A 26,422-nucleotide genomic window follows, 5' to 3' on the forward strand; every position below is an offset into this window, starting at 1 on the left:
TGGTGTGCCCTGGGTCACTCCGTTACGTGTGTTTACTGGAGTTGTCAGGTATTGCGCCAGTTCTCATCCTGTGGAGAGTCCATGACCGGAGTGCCTTCGTCCGCTGAGCAGACCGAGGATTTCGAGAAGGTGGTGCTGGGGGATCCGCACCCCGCTTACCGGGAATTACGCATCGAGGGCCCGGTTCGGCGGATGGTGATCCCGGAACGGGAGGCGGCCTGGATCGTGACCCGCTATGACGAGGCTCGTGCCGCGTTGGCCGACCCCGCATTGCAGAAGTCGCCGCCCGCCATCGCGAGCGGACGGTTCACCGAGGACGAGTACTTCAGTCAGGAACTCAGCGCCAACCTGCTGCAGGCGGATCAGCCCGAGCACACCAGGCTGCGCAAGCTGGTCACCAAGGCGTTCACCTCTCGTCGGGTCGCGGCGCTGCGCCCGCGTATCGAGCAGATCGCCGACGATCTGCTCGACGAGATGGAGGGCCACACCGAGCTGGACCTGCTCGATGCCTTCGCCTTTCCGCTGCCGATGACGGTCATCTGCGAGTTCCTCGGGGTTCCCGACGAGGACCGCGACGACTTCCGCCAGTGGTCGAACCTGCTACTCGACGTCGACTCGCCGGAGACCGCTCCCGCGTCCGCGAGCATGGCGGCCTACCTGATGAGGCTCATCGCGGCCAAGCGGGAGGCACCCGCCGACGACCTGTTGACCGCGTTGATCCAGGCCAAGGACGACGAGGACCGGCTCTCCGAGCGCGAGCTGGTGGGCATGGTCTTCGTCCTGCTGGTCGCGGGGCACGAGACGACCGTCAACCTGATCGGCAACGGCGTGCACGCGCTGCTGCGCCACCCCGACCAGCTGGCCGCTCTGAAGGCCGACCCCGGCCTGCTCCCTGGTGCGGTCGAGGAGTTTCTGCGTTTCGACGGACCCGTCCATCTCGCGACGATGCGTTGGGCCTCCGCCGACATGACCTTGTACGGGGCGCAGGTGTCGGCAGGGGACCCGGTGCTGGTGTCGCTGCTGTCGGCCAACCGGGACCCGAGTCGCTTCGAGGAGCCCGACCGGCTCGACGTCACCAGGACTCCGGGGGGCCACCTCGCGTTCGGACACGGAATCCACTTCTGCCTCGGCGCACCGCTCGCCAGGATGGAGGGCGAGATCGCCTTCGGCAGGCTGCTCGCCCGCTTCCCCGAGCTGAGCCTTGCGGGTGAGCCGGAGACGCTGAGTTGGCGCTACAGCACGCTGATCCGCGGGCTGGAGACGCTGCCGGTGCGGCTCACCGCCTGAACCGGCGGGCACCCGGCCCGTCGGTGCGGGAGTCGGGGACGACCTGCTCGACCGAGGTGCGGCCCGGGCCGCTGCGCGGCGTGCGAGTGCCGCCGCTGTGGGCGGGCCGCCTGCTCGGCGTTCGCCGGGATCGGCGGCCCGAGCCCGAGGCGGTGTGCGTGAAGCGCAGCCCGGTCGGAAGGAGCCGTCGGAGGTCTCGTCGCCGATCCCGAGCACCCGCCTGATCCGCGACGCCACGGGCTGCGGCGAGGGCAGCCCTCGCCCGGGCGGCGGTGTTCGGGCGTCGTGGAGCGGTTCGGCGGTGGCGCCGGGCTGGTCGATCAGGCGGAACCTTCTCCGAGCGCGAGTCCGAGCGCGGTCGCGCTGCGGCTCTCGTGCTCGGGGCACGTCGTTCGCCGGAGGTCCGCCTGCTCGTCGCTCGTTCGGCCGGTCTGGATGGGTCTCGGCGTAGCGGCGTCATCCCGTCGGCTCGCCGGGCCACCCGTTGCGAGGGAGCGGAGGCTGCCTGATCGTCACCCGAATCCCCGGTGTGATCGGGCAGCGAATGCCGACCTGAATGACTTCGATCCGGTGGATGCCGAGGAATGTCCGGCCTCGCTCACCAGGTACGTCGCCGCCCGTTCGGCTCAAGGCTTGTTTCTCGGCACTCTGTTACGCATGTTCACTGGAGTCGTCCGGAATTGCGCCGATTCCCCCGCCGTGGAGTGTTCATGTCCCTGTCGCCGTCGTCTACTGAGCAGATCGATGATTTCGAGAAGGTGGTGCTGAGCGACCCGCATCAGGCTTACCGCGTACTCCGTGCCGACGGTCCGGTACGGAAGATGCAGATGCCCGATGGGATGAAGGCCTGGGTCATCACCCGTTATGACGAGGCTCGTGCCGCGCTGGCCGACCCGGCGCTCCAGAAGGCACCGCCCGCCGGCGGGATGGCCGAGCAGGGACTCCAGCAGCTCGACGACGACTTCTCCGACGACCTGGCGGCCAACCTGATCACGGTGGACCCCCCTGAGCACACCAGACTGCGCAAGCTCGTGACCAAGGCCTTCACCTCCCGTCGGGTCGAGGCGCTGCGTCCGCGTATCGAGCAGATCGCCGACGAGCTGCTGGACGAGATGGCGAACCACACCGAGGTGGACCTGCTCGACGCGTTCGCCTTTCCGCTGCCGATGACGGTCATCTGCGAGTTCCTCGGGGTTCCCGACGAGGATCGTGACGACTTCCGCCAGTGGTCCAAGTACCTGCTCGACGTCGACTCCGCCGAGGCCGGTCCCGTGTCGGCGAGCATGGCCGCGTACCTGATGCGACTCATCGCGACCAAGCGAGACGATCCCGGCGACGACCTGCTCACCGCGCTGATCCAGGCCAGGGACGACGACGACCGACTCTCCGAGCAGGAACTGGTGAGCATGGTCTTCGTCCTGCTGTTGGCGGGACACGAGACGACCGTGAGCCTGATCAGCAACGGCGTGCTCGCCCTGCTACGGCATCCCGAGCAGCTCGCCGCCCTGACGGCCGACCCCGGCCTGCTCCCGGGTGCGGTCGAGGAGTTCCTGCGTTTCGACGGGCCCATCCATCTCGCGACGCTGCGCTGGGCCACCACGGACCTGACTCTGCACGGTGCCTCGGTGGCGGCCGGGGAGCCGGTGCTCGTCTCACTGCTGTCGGCGAACCGCGACGCGAGCCGTTTCGACGACCCCGATCGGTTCGACATCACCAGGAAGCCCGAGAGTCACCTCGCATTCGGACACGGAATCCACTACTGCCTCGGTGCGGCGTTGGCGAGGCTGGAAGGCGAGATCGCCTTCGGCAGGCTGCTCGCTCGATTCCCGGACCTGAGCCTGGCAGGCGAGCCCGAGGCGCTGCAGTGGCGCCACAGCACGCTCATCCGAGGCGTGGAGCGGCTGCCGGTGCGGCTCGCGGCCTGATCCGGTGGTGCCTGGCCTCTGGCCGTCCCCGGCGGCCTTCGCGTCCTCCTCGGCGACCGGACGAGCCCCGGCCGCCGAGGGGCGGGCCGCCGCCCGGCGGCGGCGGACCTCGGCCGCTCCGAGGTGCGCAGCACCGCCGCTGTCGGGTCCCGACCCCGGCGACGCCTCGACCGCCGGGCAGGCGCCGGACTCGGCCCGCAGATCCGCCTCGGTCGCGGGCTCCGGACCGTCGCGAGCGCCCGAGGCGGCCGCATCCCGTACGCCCGCTCGGGTCTTCGCCTGCACCGGCCGAACGGGCCTTAAGCTCCCGGACGTGGATTCCGCCCGGCTGATCGAACTGGACCGTGCCCACGTCTGGCACCCCTACGGCCCGATGCCCGGTGTGGTCGATCCGCTCGTCGTGGAGTCGGCGTCCGGGGTCCGACTGCGGACCGCGGAGCCGATCGAGGGCCGGGACGAGCTGATCGACGGCATGTCCTCCTGGTGGTCGGCGATCCACGGCTACCGCAATCCCGTGCTCGACGCGGCGATCACCGACCAGCTCGGCCGGATGAGCCACGTCATGTTCGGCGGCCTCACCCATGAGCCGGCCGTCGCGCTGTGCGCCCGCCTCGTGGAGATCACCCCGGCTCCGCTGCGCCACGTCTTCCTCTCCGACTCCGGGTCGGTGTCGGTGGAGGTGGCGATCAAGATGTGCCTCCAGTACTGGCGTTCGGTCGGCAGGCCGGCGAAGCGTCGCCTGCTCACCTGGCGAGGCGGCTATCACGGTGACACCTTCCACCCGATGAGCGTCTGCGACCCCGACGGCGGCATGCATTCGCTGTGGCGAGGGGTGCTGCCGGAACAGGTCTTCGTCCCGGCGCCGCCGCCGGGCTTCGACGTCGGCGTCGACCACGACTACGTCGCGCTGCTGGCCCGCGAGATCGAGGAGCACGCCGACGAACTCGCCGCGGTGATCGTCGAGCCGGTCGTGCAGAACGCGGGCGGGATGCGATTCCACGACCCCCGGTATCTGCACGTCCTGCGGGAGCTGACCCTGGCCAACGACGTGCTGCTGATCTTCGACGAGATCGCCACCGGCTTCGGCCGCACCGGGGAGCTGTTCGCTGCGGACCATGCGGGGATCAGCCCCGACGTCATGTGCGTCGGCAAGGCCCTGACCGGCGGATACCTGTCCCTGGCCGCGACCCTGTGCACCGAGCGGGTGGCCGACGGCATCTCCAGGGGGGAGCAGCCGGTACTCGCCCACGGGCCGACGTTCATGGGCAATCCGCTGGCCTGCGCGGCGGCGGGGGCGTCTCTCGACCTGCTGGCGGGCGACGACTGGCGACGAGCGGTCCGACGTATCGAGAGCGGACTCGCCTGCGGCCTGGCCCCGGCCCGCGACCTGCCCTCGGTGCGCGGCGTGCGGGTCCTGGGCGCGATCGGCGCGATCCAGCTCGACCATCAGGTGGACATGGTCGCCGCGCGGACGGTCGCCGCCCGGCACGGTGTCTGGCTGCGCCCCTTCGGCGAGCTGGTCTACACGATGCCGCCCTACGTCATCGGTGACGACGACCTCGCCGCCGTCACCGCCGCGATGACCGAGATCGCCGCCACGCTCTGACCGGCGCGGACGGCAGGCAGACCCTGCCGGCAGCCTCCTAGGGTGCCTGCTGCGCCGTCGATCGCGACGCGGGCGAACCGCCTCGTCGAGAGGCGCACTCCGCTGCCTCTAGGCTCGGCAGATGGGTGTCCTCGTGATCACCGGAACCGGAACCGGTGTGGGCAAGACCGTCGTCACTGCCGCAGTGGCCGCCTGCGCCCTCGGCGCGGGTCGCACCACGGCCGTCCTCAAACCCGCCCAGACCGGCGTGCGACGAGGAGAGTCGGGCGATGTCGACGACGTCCGCAGACTCGCAGGCCCCGTGACGACGAGAGAACTGGCCCGCTATCCCGATCCGCTCGCCCCGGCGACGGCGGCGGCGCGGGTGGGGCGGTCCGGCGTCGGCTCGGCGGAGATCGCCGCTGCGGCGCGGGAGCTGAGTCGTGATCACGACCGGGTCCTGGTCGAGGGCGCGGGCGGGCTCCTGGTCCGGTTCGACGCGGCGGGCAGCACTCTCGCCTGCGCGGCCACGGCGTTGGACGCTCCGGTCCTGGTCGTCGTCCGGGCGGGACTGGGGACCCTCAACGACACGGCCCTGACCGTCGAGGCCCTGCGCGCCAGAGGCCTCACCTGTCTCGGCGTGGTGATCGGCGAGTGGCCGGACCTCCCGGATCTGGCGGCCGAGCACAATCTCCTCGATCTTCCCGAGGTCGCAGGCGCTCCGCTGCTGGGTGTGCTGCCCGCGGGCATCGGTCGTCTCTCGTCGGAGGAGTTCCGCGCCAGAGCACCCGGCTGGCTGAGTCCCGAACTGGGCGGGCTGGCCGACGATCCGGCGGTGACGATCCGCACTGACAGTGTGGGAGCCACGCGATGAGCGCGGGGAACTCGCGAGGGCAGCGCGGAGCGGGCCGAGCCGGGCCCGCAGGCCGAGGGAATCAGACCGGCTGCGGGCTGTGGCTCACCGCCGTCTTCGTCACGGTCGCCTCGCTGCTGCTCTGGCAGGCCGTCACCGCCGAGGGATTCGGACGCCTCGTGTCCGCCTGCGGCGCCGCGCTGCTGTTTGTCGCCGCCTTCGCCACGGCGGGCACCTCGCTGAATCTCGGGTCCGGCCGGACGAAGGCGGGCTGTGCCCTCACCGCCGCTCTGCTGCTCCTGGCGCCGGGCCTGCTGCTCCTCGGCGGTGCCTATGCGGGCGAGGGAACCGGGGTGATCCGCGTGCTGGTGGAGGTCGTCGGCTGGCTGCTTGTGCTGAGCTGGCTGTTGGTGACGATCATCGCCTTCGGACTCGGCAAGGCGCACCGCTTCGTCGCCTCGGTGCGCGGCGGGCTGGACGAGAACTCGCCCGACTCTCCCGCCGGGTCGGCGGCGCAGGCACCGGCACGTCCTGGGACGGACGGCGGCGCGGGTGCGATGATCGTCGACGGAGATCCGGCGAGCCCCGGCGGACCGGCGATGCCGCGTCCGTCGCCGCCTTCTGACGGCCCGGCACCCCGCGATCAACCGGACGGCGACCGTCCGGCGCACTGATCTCGCGGAGGACGAACGGACCTGTGACGATCTTCTGGCGGTCGTCGACAGTGTCGCGCTGCGGATTCGGGCGCACCGTGACAATGCGTCGATCGCCCGCCTGCCGGCATCGTGGCTCGGCATACCTGAATCAAGGGAGTCCACTGTGACAGTGACGTCCGATCAGACCGACATCCTCACCATGGCCAGGGAGCAGGTCCTCGTGCAGGGCCGAGGGCTGGACCAGGCCCAGATCGAGGCCGTGCTGCGGCTGCCGGACGACCGGATCGAGAAGCTGCTCGAACTCGCCCACGAGGTGCGGATGAAGTGGTGCGGTCCCGAGGTGGAGGTCGAGGGCATCGTCAGCCTCAAGACCGGCGGCTGCCCGGAGGACTGTCACTTCTGCTCGCAGTCGGGTCGTTTCCTCTCGCCGGTCCGTGCCGTGCAGCTCGACATTCCGGGTCTGGTGGCGGCCGCCCGCCAGACGGTGGTCACCGGAGCGACCGAGTTCTGCATCGTCGCCGCCGTGCGCGGGCCGGACGACCGGCTGCTCGCCCAGGTGCAGGCGGGCATCGAGGCCATCCGCGCGGAGCCCGACACGGCCGAGATCAACATCGCCTGTTCGCTGGGCATGCTCACCCAGGAACAGGTGGACCGGCTGGTCGAGATGGGTGTGCACCGGTACAACCACAACCTGGAGACCGCCCGGTCCCACTTCCCCGAGGTCGTCACCACGCACACCTGGGAGGAGCGGTGGGAGACGCTGCGGATGGTCGGTGCGGCCGGGATGGAGGTCTGCTGCGGCGGGATCATCGGCATGGGCGAGACCGTGGCGCAGCGGGCCGAGTTCGCCGCCCAGCTCGGCGAGCTGGACCCCGACGAGGTGCCGCTGAACTTCCTCATCCCCAACCCCGGCACCCCCTTCGAGGACTACCCGGTGGTCGAGGGCGCCGAGGCGCTGCGCACGGTGGCGGCCTTCCGGCTGGCCCTGCCGCGCACGATCCTGCGTTTCGCGGGCGGGCGGGAGCTGACCTTCGGCGATCTCGGCGCCAAGCAGGGGATGCTCGGCGGGATCAACGCGATCATCGTCGGCAACTACCTGACCAATCTCGGCAGGCCCGCCGAGCAGGATCTGGAGATGCTCGACGAGCTGCGCATGCCGGTCAAGGCACTGAACCGGACGTTGTGAGCGGAGCGGGTGATGGCTGAAGACGACTTCTGCGGCTGGTGCGGGGCGGCTCGATCGACTCCGCACGCGAACGGCTGCGCCCGGCGTCGGATCGTTGATCCACCGCGATTCTGCGCACACTGCGCCCGCCGTATGGTTGTGCAGGTGACCCCGGCGGGGTGGAGCGCCCGGTGCAGTGTGCACGGCGAGCTGCACGCCCCGAGCCGGGACGCCGGCGTCGGCTGAGACGGCGTTCGGCGCGGACATGAGTGGCATGGAGGCCGATGTGGGGCAGGAGCCGATGGGCGCGGCGGGGATGCCCGCCGGGAGCATCCCCACCGGGGGAGTGCCCGCCTCGCAACCGCCGGGTGCCGTCCCGACGAGGGACGGCTCCGGCGTGGCGGCGGCGACCAGGGCCGACGGGTTCCGGACCGACGAGTCCGGTGCAGGGGGCTTCGACACCGGCGGGTTCGACACGGGCGAGTTCGGCTCCGATGGGGCCGACGAGCACTCGGCGGGAGAGTTCGGCGCCCCGGCGGTCGGTCGTCGAGTCCCGCCCGCCTTCGCCGCCGCCGACGTGCTGCCCGCGTTGAGCACACTGTCCGTCATCGGGCTTCTCGGACTGCCGCTCGGCTGGCTGTGGTCGGTGCTGGCGCCGCCGATGCAGGTGCGGGTGCTCTCCGACGGCGCACTGATCCCGCTCTCGATGGAGAGCTACCACCGGTTCGACGCCATCGCGGTGTTCGTGCTGCTCGGCGCGGCACTGGGCGTCCTGACCGGCATGGCGTGCTGGCTGCTTCGGCAGCGACGCGGGCCCCTGACCGCACTCGCCGTCGTGGGCGGCTCGGTGCTGGCCGCCTGGCTCGCGATGCGCACCGGACTGTCCTTCGCGGCCTCGGCTCATCCGCTCGGTGATCAGATCAGCGCCGGGATGACGCTGGTCCGCGCGCCCGGTCTCGACTCGCCGTGGGCGATGGTCGCCCAGCCGCTCGGCGCGGCGCTGGCCTATGGGCTGGCCACGGCCTGGAACGGCGAGGACGATCTGGGCCGCAGGCTCTCCTGAGCGAAGGATCGATCGGGGCGCCGCCTGCGAGACCGGACAGACGAGGAAGGCCGGGCCCCCGATCGGGGGCCCGGCCTTCGTTCGTTCTCGTCCGAGTCAGTCGCTGCGGCTGACCGACAGCATCTCGGTGCGATCGACGACCTTGATCCGTTCCCGGCCGCCCGCGACACCGAGGCCGATCTCATGCTCGTCCAGCCTGGTCCAGCCGGTCCAGTCGGTGAAGGGCACGCCGCGATCGGCCAGGAACCGCAGGATCGCCTCGGGCTCGGGGCGATCGCCCAGCTCCGCGCCGTCGACGTCGGCGAGCAGGCTGTTGATCGTCTCCAGCGCGTCGCCCTTGGTGTGGCCGATCAGGCCGACCGGGCCGCGCTTGATCCAGCCGGTGACGTAGACGCCGGGGATGTGCTCCTCGTCGAGGTCGAGCACCCGACCGGCCTGGTGCGGCACGGTGCCGGTGGCGTGATCGAAGGGCACCTCGGGCAGCGGCGAGCTGAGGTAGCCGACCGCCCGGTACACCGCCTGCACGTCCCAGTCGTGGAACTCGCCGGTGCCCGTGACGTTGCCGGTGCCGTCGAGCTCCATCCGCTCGGTGCGCAGGCCCTCGACCTCCGTCGTGCCGGTGACCTCGACGGGGCGGTGCAGGAAGTGCAGGTGCAGTCGGCGCGGCCTGCTGCCGGGCTCACGCATCGCCCAGTCCTGGAGGACCTTGACGATCGTCTTGACCTGGTTGCTCTCCCGGATCGCCGCCATGCTGCCCTCGTCGAACTCGATGTCCTCGGGGTAGACGATGACCTCGACGTTCGGGGAGTGGTCCAGCTCGCGTAGTTCGAGCGGGGTGAACTTGGCCTGGGCGGGGCCGCGCCTGCCGAAGACGTGGACGTCGGTGACCGGGCTGGCGGCCAGGCCCTGATAGACGTTGTCCGGGATCTCGGTGGTGAGCAGCTCGTCCGCGGTCTTGGCGAGCACCCGTGCCACGTCCAGCGCGACGTTGCCTGCGCCGATCACGGCGACGCTGCGCGCCGTCAGGGGCCACTCGCGCGGGACGTCGGGGTGCCCGTCGTACCAGGAGACGAAGTCGGCGGCGCCGTGGCAGCCGGTCTTCTCGACGCCGGGGATGTCCAGGGCGCGGTCCGCCGTGGCACCCGTGGAGAAGATCACCGCGTCGTAGTGCTCCCGCAGTTCGTCGAGCTTGACGTCCACGCCGTAGTCGACGTTGCCGATGAACCGCACTTCGGGCTTCTCCAGCACGCGGCGCAGTGCGTGGATGATCTGCTTGATCCGGGGGTGATCCGGGGCGACGCCGTAGCGGACCAGGCCGTAGGGGGCGGGCAGACGCTCGAAGATGTCGATGCTCACCGGCTGCTCGGACTTGGTCAGGATGTCGGCCGCGTAGATTCCGGCCGGACCCGCGCCGATCACCGCTACCCGCAGCGGGCGACTCATGGACTCTCCTCAGTGGTCATCACGCTTGGATTGGCGATACGTCCACGTCCAGGGGGTGCACCCTGTCGTTAGGTAGAGGTTAGCCCGGCCTAAGCGGTCCCTTCCGCCCGGGGGACTGTGGCTCTGATCACCTGCGCGGTGCCGTGCCCGGCGGCGGCGGCCGGAGCACCGCGAACGGGTCCGTGACTTGGATGCCGTGGCCGGTGAACCGGAAGAGCGCTGCGGGCCTGCCGCCTGCGGGTCCGGAGGGCGAGGTGTGCCCGGTGGGCTCCAACAGGCCGCGCCGGGTGAGGACCCGCTGGAGGTTGGTGGGCGAGACCCGATAGCCGAGCGCCACGGAGTAGATCCCGCACAGTGTCGAGATGCTGAACTCCGGCGGGGCGAGGGCGAACCCGAGGTTGGTGTAGGACAGCTTCGCCCGCAGCCGGTTGCGGGCCCGCAGCACGATCGCCTCGTGGTCGAAGGCGGTGTCGGGGAGCTGGTCGACGGGATACCAGCGGGTGTCCTCGGGGACCTCGGGGTCGACGTCACAGGGCGCGAGCCCGAGGAAGGCGGTGGCCACCGTCCGAGGGCCGGGGACACGGTCCGGCGCGCTGAAGACCGCGAGCTGTTCGACGTGGGAGAGCCTGCGGACGTCGACCTTCTCGGCGAGCTGACGGCGGATCGAGGCCTCGACGTCCTCGTCGGGGCCGAGCCGCCCGCCGGGCAGGGACCAGCGGCCCGCCTGGGGTGCCATGCCGCGCTGCCACAGCAGCACCTGAAGTGATCTGTCCGGCCCGAGACCTCGCACTCCGAGTACTGCCGCCAATACCTCGTGCCCGGTAGTGCTCACCCGGCTGATACTATCCGGGTGGTTTTCGCTCGCTGGGCGAAAACTCTGGGTAGTCAAACCGACCCCGATCCGTGGTCGGGTCAGGAGGATCAGGATGACTGCGAGCAGCACGGCCGCCCGACAGGACGTGGCGGCAGAACCCGGCATCGACCTCACGCCCTTCGACGGGGTCGCGGCCGATCAGGCCTGGCGGGAGGAGGTCCTGCGACTGGCAGCCGAGCAGGACGCCGTGGTGCTGGCGCACAACTACCAGCTTCCCGAGATCCAGGACGTCGCCCACCACACCGGCGACTCGCTGGCGCTGAGCAGGATCGCCGCCGAGAGCACCGCCGCCACCATCATCTTCTGCGGCGTCCACTTCATGGCCGAGACCGCCAAGATCCTCAGCCCGGAGAAGCGGGTCCTGATCCCCGACGCGCGCGCGGGCTGCTCGCTGGCGGACTCGATCACCGCCGAGCAGCTTCGCGAGTGGAAGGCCGAGCACCCCGGCGCGGTCGTCGTCTCCTACGTCAACACCACCGCCGCGGTGAAGGCCGAGACCGACATCTGCTGCACGTCGTCCAACGCCGTCGACGTGGTCCGCTCCATCCCGGCCGACCGGGAGGTCCTGTTCCTGCCGGACCAGTTCCTCGGCGCCCACGTGCAGCGCGAGACCGGCCGGAAGAACCTGCACATCTGGGCGGGCGAATGCCACGTCCACGCGGGCATCAACGGTGCCGAGCTGGCCGAACGGGCCGCTGCCGCCCCCGAGGCCGAGTTGTTCATCCACCCGGAGTGCGGCTGCGCGACCTCCGCGCTCTACCTGGCGGGCGAGGGCGCGGTGCCCGCCGAGAAGGTCAGAATCCTCTCCACCGGCGGCATGCTCGACGCCGCGCGGGCGACCTCGGCCGCCTCGGTCCTGGTGGCCACCGAGGTCGGGATGCTGCACCAGTTACGGCAGGCCGCACCGGACGTCGACTTCCGAGCCGTCAACGACCGGGCGTCCTGCCGCTACATGAAGATGATCACGCCCGCCGCGTTGCTGCGGTGCCTGCGGGAAGGGCTCGACGAAGTCCATGTCGATCCCGACACCGCGAGTCAGGCACGCAGCGCCGTGCGTCGGATGATCGAGATCGGCAGGCCGGGCGGCGGCGAATGACCATCCGATGGGAAGCCGACGCGGATGTGCTCGTGGTCGGCACCGGGGTGGCCGGGCTGACCGCCGCGCTGCACGCCCAGCGGCTGGGCCTGCGGGTCCTGGTGGTCACCAAGGGGGCGGCCGAGGACGGCAACACCCGGTGGGCGCAGGGCGGCGTGGCCGTCGTGCTCGACGACCGGACGTCGGAGGCGGCGGCCGTCGACTCGGTGGACCGGCACGTCACCGACACCACGGCGGCGGGGGCAGGCCTCTGTAACGAGTCCGCGGTGCGCGGCGTCATCGGCGCGGGCCCCGCTGCCGTGACCGATCTGATCGCGCTGGGGGCGCGCTTCGACGCGGCGGCGGACGGCAGCGGGCTCGCCAGGACCAGGGAAGGCGGGCACAGCGCCTTCCGGGTGATCCACGCGGGCGGTGACGCGACCGGCGCCGAGGTCTCCCGCGCGCTGCTCGCCGCAGGCCGCGACGGCGGGCTCGCCATCCTGGAACACCACGTCGCAGTGGAGACGCTGCGCACCCCGACCGGGGCGGTGGCGGGCCTGCTCGTGCTCGACCCCGACGGGGCGATCGGTCTGCTGCGGGCCCCGGCGGTGGTGCTCGCGACCGGCGGAGTGGGCCAGCTGTACCAGGCCACCTCCAACCCCGACGGCGCCACCGGCGACGGCCTGGCACTGGCCCTGCGGGCGGGCGCGGTGGTGTCGGATCTGGAGTTCGTCCAGTTCCACCCCACCGTCCTCTACACCGGCCCGGCCGCCCGAGGACGGCGACCGCTGATCACCGAGGCCGTCCGGGGCGAGGGCGCCGTGCTGATCGACGCCTCGGGCAGCCGGGTGATGACCGGAGTGCATCCGATGGCCGACCTCGCACCCCGCGACGTCGTGTCGGCCGCGATCACCCGCAGGCTCGCCGAGGCCCCCGGCGGCGTCGACGACCACGTCTTCCTCGACGCGACCCACCTGGCCGGTCCGGCCTTCCGACGACGATTCCCCACGGTGTTCGCGGCCGCTCAGGCGGCGGGCGTCGATCCGGCGGTCGACCCGATACCGGTCGCGCCCGCCGCGCACTTCGCCTGTGGCGGCATCGTGGCCTCGACGGCAGGCCGTACCGGCGTCGTCGGCCTCTACGCGGTCGGCGAGGTGGCCAGGACCGGCCTGCACGGGGCGAATCGACTGGCGTCGAACAGCCTGTTGGAAGGCCTGGTGACCGGGCGGACGGTGGCCGAGGCGGTGGCCGCCGATCTGGCGGCCTGCCTGCTGGGCGGCCCTACCGGCTCGGTCGACGCCGTGCTGCCCGCCGAGGCGGTGGCCGACCGGCCGGTGCTCCAGCGGGCCATGAGCAGACATGCCGCCATCGGCCGCGACGACGCCGGGCTGGTCGAGGCGGCGGCCACGCTGGACGCCTGTTCCGTCGTGCGCCCGTTGCGGACGCCGGAGCTGGTGGCCGATGCGGCGCTCGCCCTGGTGGCTCGGCTGCTGCTGCTCGCCGCGACCCGCCGCACGGAGTCGCGCGGCTGCCACGTGCGCCATGATCATCCCGAACGCGACGATCGGCGCTGGCTGCGGAGCCTGCCCGCCCGCCTGGACGTGGCAGGCCTGCCGATCCTCGTCGATCCGATCAGCCTGAAGGGTGTCGCATGAGTTCGCGTTTCGCAGAGTTCGTCCCGGCCGAGTTCTCCTCGACCGTGCTCGGGGAACTGGAGGCCGCCTCGCTCGACCCGGCAGAGGTGCGGCGGGTGGTGCTCACCGCCTTGGAGGAGGACCTCAGATACGGGCCGGACGTGACCACCTCGGCCACTGTCCCCGCCGACGCGGTCGCGGTCGCCGACGTGGCGGCGCGGCGGGCGGGCACCGTCGCGGGCATTCCGGTCTTCCTCGCTGTGCTGGACACCGTGCTGGGACCCGATCGCGTCGAGGTGCAGACGGAACTCTCCGACGGAGACCGGGTGGTGCCCGGCCAGGCCGCGCTGCGGGTCAAGGCGTCGGTGCGCGGACTGTTGACCGCCGAGCGCACGGCGTTGAACCTTCTCTGCCATCTCTCCGGCGTCGCCACCCTCACCTCGGCCTGGGTGGCCGAGGTCGCAGGCACCAACTGCGTCATCCGGGACAGCCGCAAGACCACGCCGGGGCTGCGGCACCTGGAGAAGTACGCGGTGCGCTGCGGAGACGGGGCCAACCATCGGATGGGTCTCGGAGACGCCGCCCTGATCAAGGACAACCACGTGGTCGCGGCGGGCTCGGTCACCTCGGCCCTGGCCGCCGTCCGTGCCCACGCCCCGGACCTGCCCTACGAGGTCGAGGTGACCACGCTGACGGAACTCGACGCCGTCCTGGCCGACCGCGCGGAACTGGTGCTGCTGGACAACTTCAGCCCGCAGCAGTGCGCCGAGGCCGTCCGGCGCCGGGACGCGGCAGGCACCGGCACCCGGCTGGAGGCCTCCGGCGGGCTCACCCTGGACGTCGCCAGGGAGTACGCCGTCACCGGGGTGGACTACCTGGCGGTGGGCGGGCTCACCCACTCGGCGCCCGCGCTGGACCTCGGGCTGGATCTGATCTGATCGACACGGCGTCGGGCGTCCAGCGCCTGGCGACGGGTGCCGGACGCCGTCGTGACCGGCGTCGTCCGGCGCCAGGACGTTCGTCGGTGCGCGGGGCCTGTGCGGGCGGGGCGTCGTCGCCGGTCCCTCGGTCACCGGCGGTGCGCCGATCGGGCGGCTCAACGCGGTTCTCGCCGTGCCGGGGCGCCGACCGGGGCCGACGTGGTCTCGGGCAGTCGCGGCGTCCGCGCCGGCACCGTTCGTGCCCCGGCCGGGGCGACGGGGCAAGCACGGAACCAGGCCCGGTTGCCCGACGATCGCCGTGCTTTCTAGGGTGATCTGTGCCCACTCCCCGCCATCGGCTGTCGGTCTGCGTGCTGACCGTCGCGTTGTTCTCCGCCGCCTGTACCAGCCCGCTGTCGCCGAATCGGAACTCCGCCGACGCGACCGCCCCGCTGGTTCTGTCCACTGTGGACGAGCCCGAGACCCTGCATCCGTTGGCAGGATTCGGCAGCGGCGGCGCCGCCAAGTTCTATGACGGACTCCTCGCCCCCGACGCACGGCTGGAGCTGCGGCCCGCGCTGGCGACCGAGATGCCCGAGCCCGACGAGGACGGGCTCGCCTGGACGGTGCGGCTCCGGCCGGGGGTGACCTTCCACGACGGCAGCGACTTCGGCCCGGAGGACGTCGTCGCGACCTATCAGGCGGTGCTCGACCCGGCGGTCGAATCGCCGATCGCGGAGGAGTACTCGGTGATCGACGCGGTGACCGCCGTCGACGAGGAGACCGTCCGCTTCGAGCTGGACCAGCCCTACACCCCGTTCGCCGCGCTGCTCACTCTCGGCGTCCTGCCGAGCGAGTCGCTGGCGGACCCGCAGCCGGTCGGGGACTCACCGCTGGCCACCGAGCCGATCGGGACCGGGCCCTACCGGCTGACCGACTGGACGCGGGGCGAGGAGATGACCTGGACGGCCGACGAAGACCACTGGCGGGGCACGCCGGAGGTCGAGCAGGTCCGCGTCGTCTTCGCCGCCGACGCCGCCGAACAGGCCGAGTTCCTCGCCTCGGGCGGACCAGACGGCGTGGTGCTCCCCGCAGGTGATCCCGAACGACTGCGCGACCCGGCGGTCACCCCGGCAGCCGAGGACTACGACCTCCTGCGACACGAGAGCGTCGACCATCGAGCGGTGAGCCTGCCGTCCGACGGCCCGGTCACCGGCGACCCCTCGATCCGCATGGCACTCAACCTCGCGGTGGACCGGGAACAGCTGGTCGAGGACGTGCTCGGCGGTCTCGGCGCCCCGGCCTCGACCCCGGCGAGCCCCGCGCTGCCGGGTCTTCGCGAGCCAGCGGCCGAGTTCACCGTCGACCGGCTCCAGGCCGGGCGACTACTCACCACCGGCGGCTGGGCGCCCGGTGAGGACGGCGTCCGGGAGCGCGACGACCAGCCCGCGCGATTCACGCTGCTCTACGCCGAGCAGAACACCCTGGACGCCAGGCTTGCCGAGGTCTTCGCCGCCGACGCGGCCGAGGTGGGCATCGAGGTCGAGACGCTCGGGCTCGCCGAGGCCGACCTCGCCGACCAGGCCGCCGAACACGCCGTCGTGATCAGCGGTGGTCGCCAGCTGGACCCCGACCTCCACTTCTACGACGCCCTGCACTCCACGGCGTCCGCCGAGATGACGGCCAACCCCGGCCGCTACCACAACCCGAGGGTCGACACGGTGCTCGACGCGGCGCGCGAGGTCGCCGACCCGGCGCGTCGGACCGTCTACTACTGGGAGGCTCAGCGCGCCTATCTGGACGACCCCGGCCTGGTCTACCTGGCGTTCCTGGACCACGCCTATCTCCAGCGCGCGGGCTGGGAGGGATACGAGGCCGTCATCGAGCCCGAGGAGCACGGGCTCACCTGGGGACCCTGGTGGAACCTGCACCGCTGGACGGTGGACTGAGGCGCGGGGCACCGCTGCCGGATGGTGCTGGTCTGTGACCTCGACATCGGGTGTCGTCGGCAGGCGGGCCGCCCGCAGTCGTCCCGCGCGGTGCGTCGGGTGCGCCGTGCACAGGGCTGCCGGGGTGTGTCGCACCGTCGGCACCAGGGCCGGGCACGGACTGCGGCGTCCCCGCCAGGGAGCAACGGGGACGCCGCAGTCGGTCACGTATCCGATCGGTGCCGATTCGTCGCGGTCGCTACGCCACGACGACGGTCTTAGACCCCGCAGCTTGCGCCGATCACGCGAGGCACGCAGTCGGCATAGGACAGCAGTAGATCGACCGCCGCGTCGTTGCGGGCCGTCTCCCGGCCGATGACGTCGTCGATCGGGTAGAAGCCGTTCAGGCCGCCGCTGCGGGGATACATCTCGAAGGTGTAGCTGTAGATCCCGTGCGCGGCCCACATCCAGTCGTTGATGCTCCCGTCGGTGATGTAGAGATCACTGGACTGCTGCGGCGTGTACCCGTTGGTCTGGGCCATCTGCGTGCCCAGTGCGCGGAACGCCGCCGCGTCCTGGGCGCTCAGGCCGGGCCCGGTGTCGGAGTAGGTGTAGCCGTACGGCCAGAGGATCAGCTCCGAGTAGGTGTGAAAGTCGATGTGGGCGGTGATCCGCTGCTCGCCCCCGACGACGCGGGAGGCCACGTAGTTCCGGACGCGCTGGGTCTCGATCGCCGAGAAGGCGCCGGTTCCCCGGTAGGTGTCGCTGCTCGGCGAACTGCTGGAGCCGCCGCAGCAGCCCCACTGGTGTCCCCAGTTGCGGTTGAGGTCGGTGCCCTGTCCCTGCCGGTTCTTCCGCCAGCCCCGGAAGCTGCCTGTCGCGTGGTCGTACTCGGCGCCGTCGGGATTCACCGACGGGATCACCCGGATGATCCGGGAGTCCACCAGCCGGGTCACTGCGGGGTCGCTGCCGTAACCATCGGTGAAGCGGTTCACGATGCGCAGGCACATCTCGCGGGTGAGGTGTTCCCGGGCGTGCTGCTGACAGGTGAACAGCACCTCGGGCGATCCGGCAGGTGCTCGGGTGATGCTCATCAGCCAGAGGTTCCGGCCCTCTACGGAGGTGCCGATGGTGCTGAGCGCGGCCAGTCCGGGATGGTCGGCCGCCGCCCGCTGCAGGGCCGACGTCAGCTCGGCGAAGTCGTGATAGTCCTGGTAGCCGTTGGGGAAGGCGTTGATCGACGGGCCGTCGGGGGCCTCCTCGGGGGCGCCGCCGAAGTACGCCTCGCGCTCCGCGAGGAAGGTCAGCGGACGCCCGGTGGCCCGCAGGCCCGTGAGCTGCTCGGCGTCGGCGACGACGGTCATACTCGTGTCGTCGGCGGTCAGGACGTCCACGCCGAGGTTGGCGACCTGGGTCCGCAGTGCACGGGTGTCGGTGTCCTCGACGAGATACACGCCTGCCGGGGTGGCCTGCTCGACGTGATTCGTGCTGCGCTGATCAGTGCCCGCCGCCGGTGAGGCGAGCGAGACGGCGAGGCAGATGCCGACGGCGAGGGCCGTGGGCACGCGTCTGAAGCGGGACATGGGGCCTCCGGTTCACAGGGGGTGTCGTCAGCGGAGAACCCCGCGCGGCGGGTGGGCGCGGGGCGGCTGTTCGCGGTGGTGGCAGGCTCGGACGAGGGGGCCTCGTCGGCTGGTCGGGAGCGGATCGCGGCGATGGCGGTCGCAGGCGTCACGGCGCGACGGAGTCGGGTCGATGGTCACGGCGACGGAGTCGCCAATGGGTACGGCGACGAGTCACCACGGGCACGGACGGTGTTCGAGAGAGCACGGTGGGAGACGGCTTCTCGATCGTGTTCCGCGCGGAGATTCCTGACAAGGTCGATGGACACAACACGTAGCCGTGACAACCGGTCTGCCCGACTCCGGTGTCCGATGTGGGCGTTTCTCGAGTCCGGCCCGCATCGTCGCCGGGTGACCGGGCCGTGTCGGCCCCCGGAGCACGCCGTGGCTCGGCGGGTCCGTGCCTGTCGGAGCCGTCCGGAGGGAGTCCTCGGCGTCCGGGGCGGCACGTTCTCACGGGATGCGGCCCACGATGGCGGCCTGCCGGCGCTCACTGCCCGCCTGCGTCGCGATACGGAGTCCCGACGTCCTGAACCGCATAGGTGACGGGTGCAGCAGAGCGGAGCGTCTCGCGCCGAGGGCGAAGGCGCCGCAGGCGCTGCTGATCGGGCTGCGTGCGCGCAGGCGCGGGCCGCTCCTTGCGGCTGTGTCGCAATCTGGTTTACGATACAAACCAGTTGATGATCTGGAAGGTATGCGGGAATGTCGAGTCAGGCGGATCGCGCCGGAATCGCGGAACGAGCGCGGCTGGTGACGAGGGAGTTCCAGGGCTTACAGGGCTATCGGATGTTGCCCTGGGTCGCGCCGCTGCTGGTGTGGTGGGCGTGGGAGGCAGGCGTGGCGGGGGTGAACCGGTGGATGTGGTCGGCGTCGGTCGTGGCGGCGACGGTCGGGACGTGGTGGATCGGACGCTGGTACGGCCGGACATACGGGACCCTGCGTCATAGCGGACAATTCGCTCGTTTCGCCCGTTCAGCAGCAGTGTTCGGGCTTGGGCTGCTCGGCGTCTACGGGTTGATCGCGATCCTGTCGGTGACCGGAAACTGGCCGCTCGACTCCGGCGCTCACGTGGTGTCCTGGTTCGGGGTGATCCTGGGCGTCGCGACGGTGATCACGGGCAGGCGTATCCGCGCGTTGTCCCGCTTTCTCGTGTGGTTCGGCGTCGCGGTGGTGGTGCTGAGTCTGCTCCCGTTCGGTCTGCTCGTCGGCGGCGACGGCCGTCATCCGTTCTCCGTCGACGGCGCCGGAGTGGGAGTGCTCACCGCACTGCTGATCGTCATCGGCATCGCCACGCATCGGACACTGCATCGCTCTCTCGTCGGACCGCCCGCGTCCACAGTCGCGCGCAGGCAGGCGGCCGGGCCTGGCGGATCGGATGCGACGTGACCGAGCCGTTCGAGGAGATCGCCGGCCTGGATCGGCTGTTGCACGAACCCGCGCGGCTCGCCATCGCCACTGCGCTGTCGGCCTGTGCGGCTGCGGACTTCCGCTATCTTCAGCGGCTTACGGGGCTGTCCAAGGGCAACCTCTCCGCGCATCTGGCGAAGCTGGAGGCGGCGGGGGTCGTCGAGATCGACAAGCGGTTCCTCGGCAAGAAGGCCCATACCAGCGCGCGGCTGACCGAGACCGGCCTCGACGCCGTCACCGAGTACTGGCGTCGACTGGACAGACTGCGTGACGAGGTCCGGGACTGGAAGCCGGCCGAAGAGCCGTGAACCGGTACCCCAGATGCTTGCCGCAGGGTCGGTGAGGGGCCGGGTTCGCACCCGTGTCGCAGCCTGGCGCCCTGCTAGTCGGCTGCCAGACAGCCGTGCGGGATGCGGGCGTGCTGTGCCGATCATGTTCGGGCAGTGGAACGGTCTCGACTGTTTGTGATCTTCTGACTACTCTCGGTTCAGGCGTCCGCAGAGGTGCGGTCCGGTGTGCTGTGCCGGAGTTCTCGTCATCACGTCGGGAAGTGCACGGCGTGACGGTTCCGCCCCCGACCGCTCCTGTCGCGCTGGTCCAGTGATTCCTGCACTGAGCAAGGAGCCTGCTGATGCTCATTGGCCCCTCCAACACCATTTCCGTCACCGACGCGGTGCTGGCGGCCGAGGACACGCCGTTGTCGTCGGCTGGTCTGCGATATCTGGTGCGCCGCCCGGCGACGGCCGACCGACCGGGACCGGTCGACACCCGCCCGCTGGGTTGCGCCATCTCCGCCCGGTGCCGCCCCCGGTGCAGCCGGATTCGCGCTACAGCGCCGACTTGCAAATCGCCGTCGACCTGCACGGCAGGCCGTTGATCGAGACGATGGGCAAGGACTGGAAGACCAAGGCGTCCAGCGACGGAGACGAAGGACCGGAGGAGCATTACGACTGGGAGGAGGAGTGACCTCCCAGACAACCGCCCCGACAGTGGTGGTGTTTGCCCAAGAGACCGACGCCCCGGTCGACGCGGTCGTCTGTGAGTTGACCGAACGGGGTGTGGCGGTGTTCCGTGCTGACACGAGCTGGTTTCCCAACAGGCTTGTGCTCGACGCCGGTCTTGACGCCACCGGACGGTGGACTGGTGCGCTGGTCACCGAACACCGCCGCGTCGATCTGGAAGCGATCACCGCGGTCTGGTACCGCGACCCGGCTGCGTTCCGGTTTCCCGACTCACTCACCGACGTCGAACGCGCCTATGCCCATCGCGAGGCCCGCCTCGGGTTCGGCGGAGTGCTTGCAGCCCTGCCCGGCGTGCTGTGGGTGAACAACCCGAACCGGGCGGTGGATGCGATGTTCAAGCCGGTGCAACTCGCCACCGCCGCCGCGGGTGGACTGCGCGTGCCTGCGACCCTGGTCACCAACGACCCGGCCGCCGTGACCGCCTTTGCCGCCGCCAACACTGACGACGGCGCAGAAAGCAGTAAGTCCGGAGTGGTGTGTAAGTCGTTCGGGTCCAACGCGGTGACCGAGGGCGGCCGACTCAAGGTCGCCTACACCCACCGTCTCACGGACGCTGACTTGGCCGACCTGCGATCGGTCGCCTCTACGGCGACACAGGTCCAACGTTGGGTGGACAAGAGCCACGAGGCTCGCGTGATCGTGATCGGCCGACGGATGTTCACCATCCTGATCCACGCCCACTCCGCCGCGGCACGGGTGGACTGGCGGGCCGATTACGGCGCGCTCACCTACGAACTGGTGGACACCCCGTTGGACATCGAGCGGGGCTTGCGCGCCTACATGGACATCCTCGGACTGGCCTACGCGGCAGTCGATTTCGCGTTCGACACCGACGGCCGCGCCTGGTTCCTGGAATCCAACGGCTCCGGGCAGTATGGCTGGCTGGAATCGCGAACCGGGGCGCCGATCAGTGCCGCCCTGGCCGACCTGCTCACCGAGGGAACGTCCTGGTGACCAGCCGCGTCAGCTCCGAAGTCGTGGACTGGCAGCCGCATGCGGCGCGGCTTGCCGACGAACTGAAGGCCGCAGGCAAACTCACCGCGCCCGAGTGGCGAGCTGCGGTCGCCGCCGTGCCCCGCCACCACCTCGTGCCCGCCTATTACCAGCACACTCCCGACGGGTGGGTGCGCATCGACACTGCCTGCGAGACCGGGCTGGCCGCTGTCTACTCCAACACCGTGCTGTTGACAGCGGTCGAGAACATCGGCGCAGGCACCGTGATCCGCTCCTCGGCCACCCAGCCGGGCCTGATGGTCCGCATGCTGGAATCGCTGAATCTGCGCGATGGACAGCGAGTCCTGGAGATCGGCACCGGCACGGGTTACAACGCCGCCCTGATGTCGCACCGGCTCGGCGACGACCGCGTGTTCTCCGTCGACGTCGAGCCCGATCTCGTCGAACTGGCTCGCGATCGTCTGGCCGAACTGGGCTGCCACCCGACGCTGGTCGCAGGCGACGGCACGGCAGGGCTGCCCGAGCACGCCCCGTTCGACGCGATCATCGCCACCTGCGCGGTCTCTGCTGTGCCCTGGGCCTGGGTGGAGCAGACCCGCGTCGGCGGCGTGATCCTCATCGACCTGAAGACCGCTGTCGGCGCGGGCAGCCTCGTCCGGCTCACCCGCATCGCTTCGGAGCGCGCTGAAGGGCGCTTCGATCCTGTCTACGCGGCGTTCATGGACCTGCGCCACCAGGCAGGTGCCGCCCCCGACCAGGTACGCGTGCGCCGGGACCACTCCGATGCCCGACAGCGCGCCGCCCGGCTCGATCCCCGCGTCCCGTGGAACAACCTGGTCGTGTGGTTCCTCGCCTCGTTCGTCCTCGGCCCCGGCATCGCCCATGGTTACACCGGCCCGGACACCACCCGGCCGCCCACTGCGGTCTGGATCGCCACCTCGGACGGCTCCTGGGCCGAGATCACCCTCACCGCCACCGACCACGGGCACGCCGTCGCCGAAGGCGGCCCCCGCAGGCTGTGGTCCATCCTCGAAGACAGCCACCGGCAATGGCTTGACCTCGGTGAACCCGGCTGGGGACGATTCGGACTCACCGTCACCCCTGACCGGCAGACCCTCTGGCTCGACCAGCCCGACAGCGAGCACACCTGGCCGGTGCGTTCGTGACCGGAGGAAGTCAGATCACCTCTGCGTTGCCGAGCAGTGCGTGGGAGGCGCGGACTTCCTCAGCGGACCCGGGCGGCCTGCTGGTTGATCCGATGAACCTCCGGCTGCGTCGGGCCGTGGGCGTCGGCGGTGAAGACGCCTGCGCCGTCCGCGATGGCGGCGTCGGCCTGGATGGTGGGCCCGCGTGCTTGGGTGAGCAGGGCGTTGGCTCGGTGGAATCGGGCCACGACGTCGATCACCGATCCTGCGCGACCCCCCGGCTGCCGCGGTCGATCGTGGTGACGCGGCGTCGTCCGGGTGCGAGCGAGTGCCGCGCGGGTGGAGGACCAGGCGGGTACGGGGTGGTCCCGTCGTGCTGCCAGGTCTGGTGATCCGGCGCGGTGATCAGCCCTCCCGCCGGTTCGCCGCGGCTCACGGCGGGTCTGGCGTCGCGCAGGCTGCCCGCCGGCTACGCTGGGTCCGGCCGATTCGTGCCTCGTCGAGGAATCAGAGGAGCCTGATGCTGTCCCGTACCGACCTGCGTGGTCGAGTCCCGAGTCCCGCCGAACTGCGCGCGGTCCTGCCGCGTGCCGAGGTGGACGTGGACGCGGTGCTGCATCGGGTGCGGCCGATCGTCGAGGCGGTCAGAACCCGGGGCGTCGATGCCGCACTGGAGTTCACCGAGCGGTTCGACGGCGTTCGGCCGGAGAAGATCACCGTGCCCGCCGAGCGGCTCGAGAAGGCCCTGGCGGAGCTGGACCCGCGCGTGCGGTCGGCATTGGAGGAGACCATCCGTCGGTCGCGACTGGTGCACGCCGATCAGCGGCGCACCGACGTGACCACCACGCTGGCGCCGGGCGGCACCGTCACCGAACGCTGGGTGCCGGTGGGCCGGGTCGGGCTGTACGTGCCCGGCGGCCTGGCCGTCTATCCCTCCAGCGTGGTGATGAACGTGGTGCCCGCTCAGGAGGCGGGCGTCGACTCGCTGGTGGTCTGCTCCCCGGCGCAGTCCGAGCACGGCGGCCTTCCGCACCCGACGATCCTGGCGGCCTGCGCGCTGCTCGGCGTCGACGAGGTGTGGGCCGTCGGCGGCGCTCAGGCCGTCGCGCTGCTGGCCTACGGCGGCCGGGACACCGACGGTCGGGAGCTGGACCCGGTCGACCTCGTCACCGGCCCCGGCAACATCTACGTCACCGGCGCCAAGCGGCTGCTGCGCGGTCTGGTGGGCATCGACGCCGAGGCGGGCCCCACCGAGATCGCGATCCTCGCCGACGACACCGCCGACCCCGTGCACGTCGCGGCCGACCTGATCAGCCAGGCCGAGCACGACACGCTGGCCGCGAGCGTCCTGGTCACCGACTCGACCACGCTGGCCGACGCGGTGGACGCCGAACTGGCCGTGCAGGTGCCCGCGACCCGTCACGTCGAGCGCGTCCGCGAGGCGCTGGCGGGCAGGCAGTCCGGCTGCGTCCTCGTCGACGACCTCGACGCCGGTCTCCGGGTGGTGGACGCCTACGCCGCCGAGCACCTGGAGGTGCAGACCGCGCAGGCCTCGGCGGTGGCGGCCAGGGTGCGCAACGCGGGCGCCGTGTTCGTCGGCGCCTACTCGCCGGTCTCGCTGGGCGACTACTGCGCGGGCTCCAACCACGTGCTGCCCACCGGCGGCTGCGCCCGGCACTCCGGCGGGCTGTCCGTGCAGAACTTCCTGCGCGGCATCCACGTCGTCGAATACGACGAGACAGCGCTGCGGGAGGTCGCGGACCAGGTGATCGCGCTGGCCGAGGCCGAGGGGCTGCCCGCCCACGGTCAGGCCGTCGCGGTGCGGATTGAGGGGCGCGGATGACCACGCCGTCCTCGATTCCCGGCGCCGAGGTCGACCTCGCCGCGCTGCCGCTGCGGGAGGACCTGCGCGGCAGAAGCCCGTACGGCGCCCCGCAGCTCGACGTCGCCGTCCGGCTGAACACCAACGAGAACCCCTTCCCGCCGCCGCCGGGGCTGGTCGCCGACGTCACCGAGTCGATCCGGCTGGTCGCCGAGAACCTGCATCGCTATCCGGACCGGGACGCGCTCGCCCTGCGTGCCGACCTGGCCGGATACCTCGGCGGTGCGACCGGCGTCGGGCTGTCCGAGGCGAACCTCTGGGCGGCCAACGGGTCCAACGAGGTCCTCCAGCAGATCATGCAAACCTTCGGCGGGCCCGGTCGCACCGCGCTGGGATTCGCGCCCTCCTACTCCATGCACCCGATCATCGCCGCGGGCACTCGAACCGAGTGGGTGGCCGCGCCCCGACGCGAGGACTTCTCGCTGGACGCGACGGCCGCCGTGCGGGCGATCGAGGAGCACCGCCCCGACATCGTGTTCGTGACCAGCCCCAACAACCCCACCGGGCAGGCCGTGCCCTTGGATGATCTGCGGCTGCTGGCGGCGGCCGCGCCGGGCATCCTGGTGCTCGACGAGGCCTACGGCGAGTTCTCGCCTGCCCCGAGCGGGGTGCGCCTGCTGGCCGAGTTCCCGACGAAGCTGATCGTCAGCCGCACCATGAGCAAGGCCTTCGCCTTCGCGGGCGGCAGGCTCGGCTACCTGGCGGCGGCGCCCGCCGTCGTCGACGCGCTCCAGCTCGTCCGACTGCCCTACCACCTGTCGGTGCTGACGCAGGCCGCCGCGCGGGCGGCCCTACGGCATGCCGAGGCGACCCTCGGATCGGTGGCCGCGCTGGTCGCCGAGCGGGAGCGCGTGATCGTCGCCCTACGCGGGATCGGCTTCCCGGTGGTGCACTCGGATGCGAACTTCCTGCTGTTCGGCGGCTTCGACGATCCCGACACGGCCTGGCGGGCCTATCTGGACGAGGACGTGCTCATCCGCGATCCGGGCATCCCCGGCCATCTGCGGATGACGGTGGGCAACCCGGCCGAGAACGACGCCTTCCTTGCGGCGAGCAAGGCCGTCGCGGCCCGCTTCGGCATCGGCTGAGCGGCCGCCGCACCCGGATCACCGCTCCAGACCGCCGAGGCTCGGCGATCTCGGGTGCGGTGATCTGCGGCGGGATGGGTTCACGGCCTGCGCGGCCAAGCGGGGCGGCGGACGGCTCCGGCCCGTCCCGCCTGCCGCACGCCGATCACTGACCCAGCCGTCCGTCGATGCGCTCGCGCAACAGGTCGACGTGACCCATGTGCCGGGCGTACTCCTCGATCATCCCGACCAGCACCTCCCGCAGCGACATCGCCCCGCCGCCGCTGCCGTGCTGATTCAAGGGGTCGTCGCCGGTGACGTCGAGACTCGGCGCCTCGGCGACCAGCCGCACGGCGAAGTCCACTTCGCTCCGCCAGGCGTCCCACGCCTCCGCGACGACCTGCGGATCGGCCACGGCGCCGTTGAAATCACCGTCGCGATCGGTCTCGGTGCAGAACAGCCGGGGAGCGTCCTGCCCGGCCAGCATCTTCCGGAACGTCGCCCGCTCGATCTCCGCCAGATGTCGCACCAGCCCGAGGAGCGACATCGTCGACGGTTCGACGGCGCGGCGTGCCATGGCCTCGGCATCGAGACCAGCGCATTTCATCTCCAGCGTGAGTCGCTGAGCGCGCAGGGACTCGACCAGCGTGGTGCGCTCATCGCCCAGCCTCGGACGGTGCTCCCGAGGGTCGTCGTCAGACGGCCTGCCGTCGGCGGTGAACATGTCGGCGCGTCGGGTCGCGGTCATGGCCGCCATCCTCGGCACAGCGCGGGGCGACGGCAACGGATTTTCGACGCCTCGGCCGACGAGACGGGACGGGAAGCCCTCGACGCCGATCACAAACCGGTTCTACCCCTGGCACCTGCCTGGTTTTTCGCTTTCGAGCGTGACCCTCCTGCCGGTATCGTCACTCT

At 71.1% G+C, this 26,422-nt stretch carries 24 protein-coding genes; 19 read left to right on the forward strand and 5 right to left on the reverse strand.

Annotation, left to right across the window (positions count from 1 at the left end):
* Positions 1 to 81: 81 nt before the first annotated feature.
* From UA75_RS09815 to UA75_RS09850, 8 genes are all read left to right on the forward strand, one after another.
* Positions 82 to 1,287 (forward strand): cytochrome P450 family protein, encoded by a 1,206-nt coding sequence (locus UA75_RS09815; protein WP_075739979.1) that lies wholly within the window; start codon positions 82 to 84, stop codon positions 1,285 to 1,287.
* Positions 1,288 to 1,997: 710 nt separating this feature from the next.
* Positions 1,998 to 3,212 carry a cytochrome P450 family protein gene (locus UA75_RS09820; RefSeq protein WP_075743620.1) on the forward strand — a complete coding sequence of 405 codons (1,215 nt, stop codon included), beginning with the start codon at positions 1,998 to 2,000 and terminating at the stop codon, positions 3,210 to 3,212.
* A 313-nt stretch (positions 3,213 to 3,525) separates the two neighbouring features.
* Complete coding sequence (locus UA75_RS09825) at positions 3,526 to 4,818, forward strand: adenosylmethionine--8-amino-7-oxononanoate transaminase (RefSeq protein WP_075743621.1); 1,293 nt, start codon at positions 3,526 to 3,528, stop codon at positions 4,816 to 4,818.
* A gap of 121 nt (positions 4,819 to 4,939) precedes the next feature.
* Positions 4,940 to 5,671, forward strand: coding sequence for a dethiobiotin synthase (gene bioD, locus UA75_RS09830; RefSeq protein WP_075739980.1), 732 nt, complete (start codon positions 4,940 to 4,942; stop codon positions 5,669 to 5,671).
* Complete coding sequence (locus UA75_RS09835; protein ID WP_075739981.1) at positions 5,668 to 6,324, forward strand: hypothetical protein; 657 nt, start codon at positions 5,668 to 5,670, stop codon at positions 6,322 to 6,324. Before bioD ends, UA75_RS09835 begins: the two co-directional genes overlap by 4 nt.
* A gap of 181 nt (positions 6,325 to 6,505) precedes the next feature.
* Positions 6,506 to 7,492: a biotin synthase BioB gene (gene bioB, locus UA75_RS09840; RefSeq protein ID WP_232237825.1), complete on the forward strand. Its 987-nt coding sequence runs from the start codon at positions 6,506 to 6,508 to the stop codon at positions 7,490 to 7,492.
* A 12-nt stretch (positions 7,493 to 7,504) separates the two neighbouring features.
* Positions 7,505 to 7,717, forward strand: coding sequence for a hypothetical protein (locus tag UA75_RS34415; protein WP_075743622.1), 213 nt, complete (start codon positions 7,505 to 7,507; stop codon positions 7,715 to 7,717).
* Between the two features lie 19 nt (positions 7,718 to 7,736).
* The gene (locus UA75_RS09850) at positions 7,737 to 8,534 is read left to right on the forward strand and encodes a DUF2567 domain-containing protein (RefSeq protein WP_232237703.1); all 798 of its coding nucleotides are present in this window, start codon (positions 7,737 to 7,739) and stop codon (positions 8,532 to 8,534) included.
* Positions 8,535 to 8,630: 96 nt separating this feature from the next.
* On the opposite strand, the gene UA75_RS09855 is transcribed toward UA75_RS09850, so the two are convergent.
* Both UA75_RS09855 and UA75_RS09860 read right to left on the reverse strand, forming a co-directional pair.
* A complete protein-coding gene (locus UA75_RS09855; protein WP_075743624.1) occupies positions 8,631 to 9,950 on the reverse strand; it encodes an FAD-dependent oxidoreductase in 1,320 nt (439 codons plus the stop codon).
* Positions 9,951 to 10,104: 154 nt separating this feature from the next.
* Positions 10,105 to 10,767 (reverse strand): NUDIX hydrolase, encoded by a 663-nt coding sequence (locus UA75_RS09860; protein WP_269466413.1) that lies wholly within the window; start codon positions 10,765 to 10,767, stop codon positions 10,105 to 10,107.
* Positions 10,768 to 10,903: 136 nt separating this feature from the next.
* On the opposite strand from UA75_RS09860, the gene nadA reads away from it, so the two are divergent.
* The 4 genes from nadA (at position 10,904) to UA75_RS09880 (ending at position 16,429) form a co-directional block, all read left to right on the forward strand.
* Positions 10,904 to 11,947: a quinolinate synthase NadA gene (gene nadA, locus UA75_RS09865; RefSeq protein ID WP_075739984.1), complete on the forward strand. Its 1,044-nt coding sequence runs from the start codon at positions 10,904 to 10,906 to the stop codon at positions 11,945 to 11,947.
* Complete coding sequence (locus UA75_RS09870) at positions 11,944 to 13,581, forward strand: L-aspartate oxidase (RefSeq protein ID WP_075739985.1); 1,638 nt, start codon at positions 11,944 to 11,946, stop codon at positions 13,579 to 13,581. Before nadA ends, UA75_RS09870 begins: the two co-directional genes overlap by 4 nt.
* Entirely contained in the window at positions 13,578 to 14,498 is a 921-nt protein-coding gene (nadC, locus tag UA75_RS09875) for a carboxylating nicotinate-nucleotide diphosphorylase (RefSeq protein ID WP_083683072.1), read from the forward strand. The genes UA75_RS09870 and nadC overlap by 4 nt, the downstream gene beginning before the upstream one ends.
* 320 nt (positions 14,499 to 14,818) lie before the next feature.
* Positions 14,819 to 16,429, forward strand: coding sequence for an ABC transporter substrate-binding protein (locus UA75_RS09880; RefSeq protein ID WP_198042978.1), 1,611 nt, complete (start codon positions 14,819 to 14,821; stop codon positions 16,427 to 16,429).
* Between the two features lie 257 nt (positions 16,430 to 16,686).
* Here UA75_RS09880 and UA75_RS09885 read toward each other — a convergent pair whose 3' ends face one another.
* Positions 16,687 to 17,991, reverse strand: coding sequence for a M14 family metallopeptidase (locus tag UA75_RS09885; protein ID WP_075739986.1), 1,305 nt, complete (start codon positions 17,989 to 17,991; stop codon positions 16,687 to 16,689).
* Between the two features lie 741 nt (positions 17,992 to 18,732).
* On the opposite strand from UA75_RS09885, the gene UA75_RS31670 reads away from it, so the two are divergent.
* The 5 genes from UA75_RS31670 (at position 18,733) to UA75_RS09905 (ending at position 22,579) form a co-directional block, all read left to right on the forward strand.
* Positions 18,733 to 19,416, forward strand: a complete 684-nt coding sequence (locus UA75_RS31670; RefSeq protein ID WP_083683073.1) for a hypothetical protein — start codon at positions 18,733 to 18,735, stop codon at positions 19,414 to 19,416.
* Positions 19,413 to 19,745 carry a transcriptional regulator gene (locus tag UA75_RS09890; RefSeq protein WP_157434089.1) on the forward strand — a complete coding sequence of 111 codons (333 nt, stop codon included), beginning with the start codon at positions 19,413 to 19,415 and terminating at the stop codon, positions 19,743 to 19,745. The genes UA75_RS31670 and UA75_RS09890 overlap by 4 nt, the downstream gene beginning before the upstream one ends.
* A 502-nt stretch (positions 19,746 to 20,247) precedes the next feature.
* Positions 20,248 to 20,403: a hypothetical protein gene (locus tag UA75_RS34420; protein WP_232237704.1), complete on the forward strand. Its 156-nt coding sequence runs from the start codon at positions 20,248 to 20,250 to the stop codon at positions 20,401 to 20,403.
* Positions 20,400 to 21,413, forward strand: a complete 1,014-nt coding sequence (tgmB, locus tag UA75_RS09900; RefSeq protein ID WP_075739987.1) for an ATP-grasp ribosomal peptide maturase — start codon at positions 20,400 to 20,402, stop codon at positions 21,411 to 21,413. The genes UA75_RS34420 and tgmB overlap by 4 nt, the downstream gene beginning before the upstream one ends.
* The gene (locus tag UA75_RS09905; protein ID WP_075739988.1) at positions 21,410 to 22,579 is read left to right on the forward strand and encodes a methyltransferase domain-containing protein; all 1,170 of its coding nucleotides are present in this window, start codon (positions 21,410 to 21,412) and stop codon (positions 22,577 to 22,579) included. Before tgmB ends, UA75_RS09905 begins: the two co-directional genes overlap by 4 nt.
* Before the next feature lie 59 nt (positions 22,580 to 22,638).
* Here the strand turns inward: UA75_RS09905 and UA75_RS09910 are convergent, their stop codons facing one another.
* A complete protein-coding gene (locus tag UA75_RS09910) occupies positions 22,639 to 22,818 on the reverse strand; it encodes a hypothetical protein (RefSeq protein ID WP_075739989.1) in 180 nt (59 codons plus the stop codon).
* A gap of 260 nt (positions 22,819 to 23,078) precedes the next feature.
* Here UA75_RS09910 and hisD point away from each other — a divergent pair, with 260 nt between their 5' ends.
* Together hisD and UA75_RS09920 are read left to right on the forward strand one after the other, a co-directional pair.
* Entirely contained in the window at positions 23,079 to 24,401 is a 1,323-nt protein-coding gene (gene hisD, locus UA75_RS09915) for a histidinol dehydrogenase (RefSeq protein ID WP_075739990.1), read from the forward strand.
* Entirely contained in the window at positions 24,398 to 25,528 is a 1,131-nt protein-coding gene (locus tag UA75_RS09920) for a histidinol-phosphate transaminase (RefSeq protein WP_075739991.1), read from the forward strand. Before hisD ends, UA75_RS09920 begins: the two co-directional genes overlap by 4 nt.
* A gap of 145 nt (positions 25,529 to 25,673) precedes the next feature.
* Here the strand turns inward: UA75_RS09920 and UA75_RS09925 are convergent, their stop codons facing one another.
* Positions 25,674 to 26,255, reverse strand: coding sequence for a DinB family protein (locus UA75_RS09925; protein WP_075743628.1), 582 nt, complete (start codon positions 26,253 to 26,255; stop codon positions 25,674 to 25,676).
* Positions 26,256 to 26,422: the final 167 nt, after the last annotated feature.

The organism is Actinoalloteichus sp. GBA129-24 (assembly GCF_001941645.1).
Lineage (GTDB): Bacteria > Actinomycetota > Actinomycetes > Mycobacteriales > Pseudonocardiaceae > Actinoalloteichus_A > Actinoalloteichus_A fjordicus.

Coding starts and splice junctions, on each gene's coding strand:
- UA75_RS09815 (WP_075739979.1), top strand. CDS start 82: ATGACCGGAGTGCCTTCGTCCGCTGAGCAGACCGAGGATTTCGAGAAG.
- UA75_RS09820 (WP_075743620.1), top strand. CDS start 1,998: ATGTCCCTGTCGCCGTCGTCTACTGAGCAGATCGATGATTTCGAGAAG.
- bioD (WP_075739980.1), top strand. CDS start 4,940: ATGGGTGTCCTCGTGATCACCGGAACCGGAACCGGTGTGGGCAAGACC.
- UA75_RS09835 (WP_075739981.1), top strand. CDS start 5,668: ATGAGCGCGGGGAACTCGCGAGGGCAGCGCGGAGCGGGCCGAGCCGGG.
- bioB (WP_232237825.1), top strand. CDS start 6,506: ATGGCCAGGGAGCAGGTCCTCGTGCAGGGCCGAGGGCTGGACCAGGCC.
- UA75_RS34415 (WP_075743622.1), top strand. CDS start 7,505: ATGGCTGAAGACGACTTCTGCGGCTGGTGCGGGGCGGCTCGATCGACT.
- UA75_RS09850 (WP_232237703.1), top strand. CDS start 7,737: ATGAGTGGCATGGAGGCCGATGTGGGGCAGGAGCCGATGGGCGCGGCG.
- nadA (WP_075739984.1), top strand. CDS start 10,904: ATGACTGCGAGCAGCACGGCCGCCCGACAGGACGTGGCGGCAGAACCC.
- UA75_RS09870 (WP_075739985.1), top strand. CDS start 11,944: ATGACCATCCGATGGGAAGCCGACGCGGATGTGCTCGTGGTCGGCACC.
- nadC (WP_083683072.1), top strand. CDS start 13,578: ATGAGTTCGCGTTTCGCAGAGTTCGTCCCGGCCGAGTTCTCCTCGACC.
- UA75_RS09885 (WP_075739986.1), bottom strand. CDS start 17,991: ATGTCCCGCTTCAGACGCGTGCCCACGGCCCTCGCCGTCGGCATCTGC.
- UA75_RS31670 (WP_083683073.1), top strand. CDS start 18,733: ATGTCGAGTCAGGCGGATCGCGCCGGAATCGCGGAACGAGCGCGGCTG.
- hisD (WP_075739990.1), top strand. CDS start 23,079: ATGCTGTCCCGTACCGACCTGCGTGGTCGAGTCCCGAGTCCCGCCGAA.
- UA75_RS09920 (WP_075739991.1), top strand. CDS start 24,398: ATGACCACGCCGTCCTCGATTCCCGGCGCCGAGGTCGACCTCGCCGCG.
- UA75_RS09925 (WP_075743628.1), bottom strand. CDS start 26,255: ATGACCGCGACCCGACGCGCCGACATGTTCACCGCCGACGGCAGGCCG.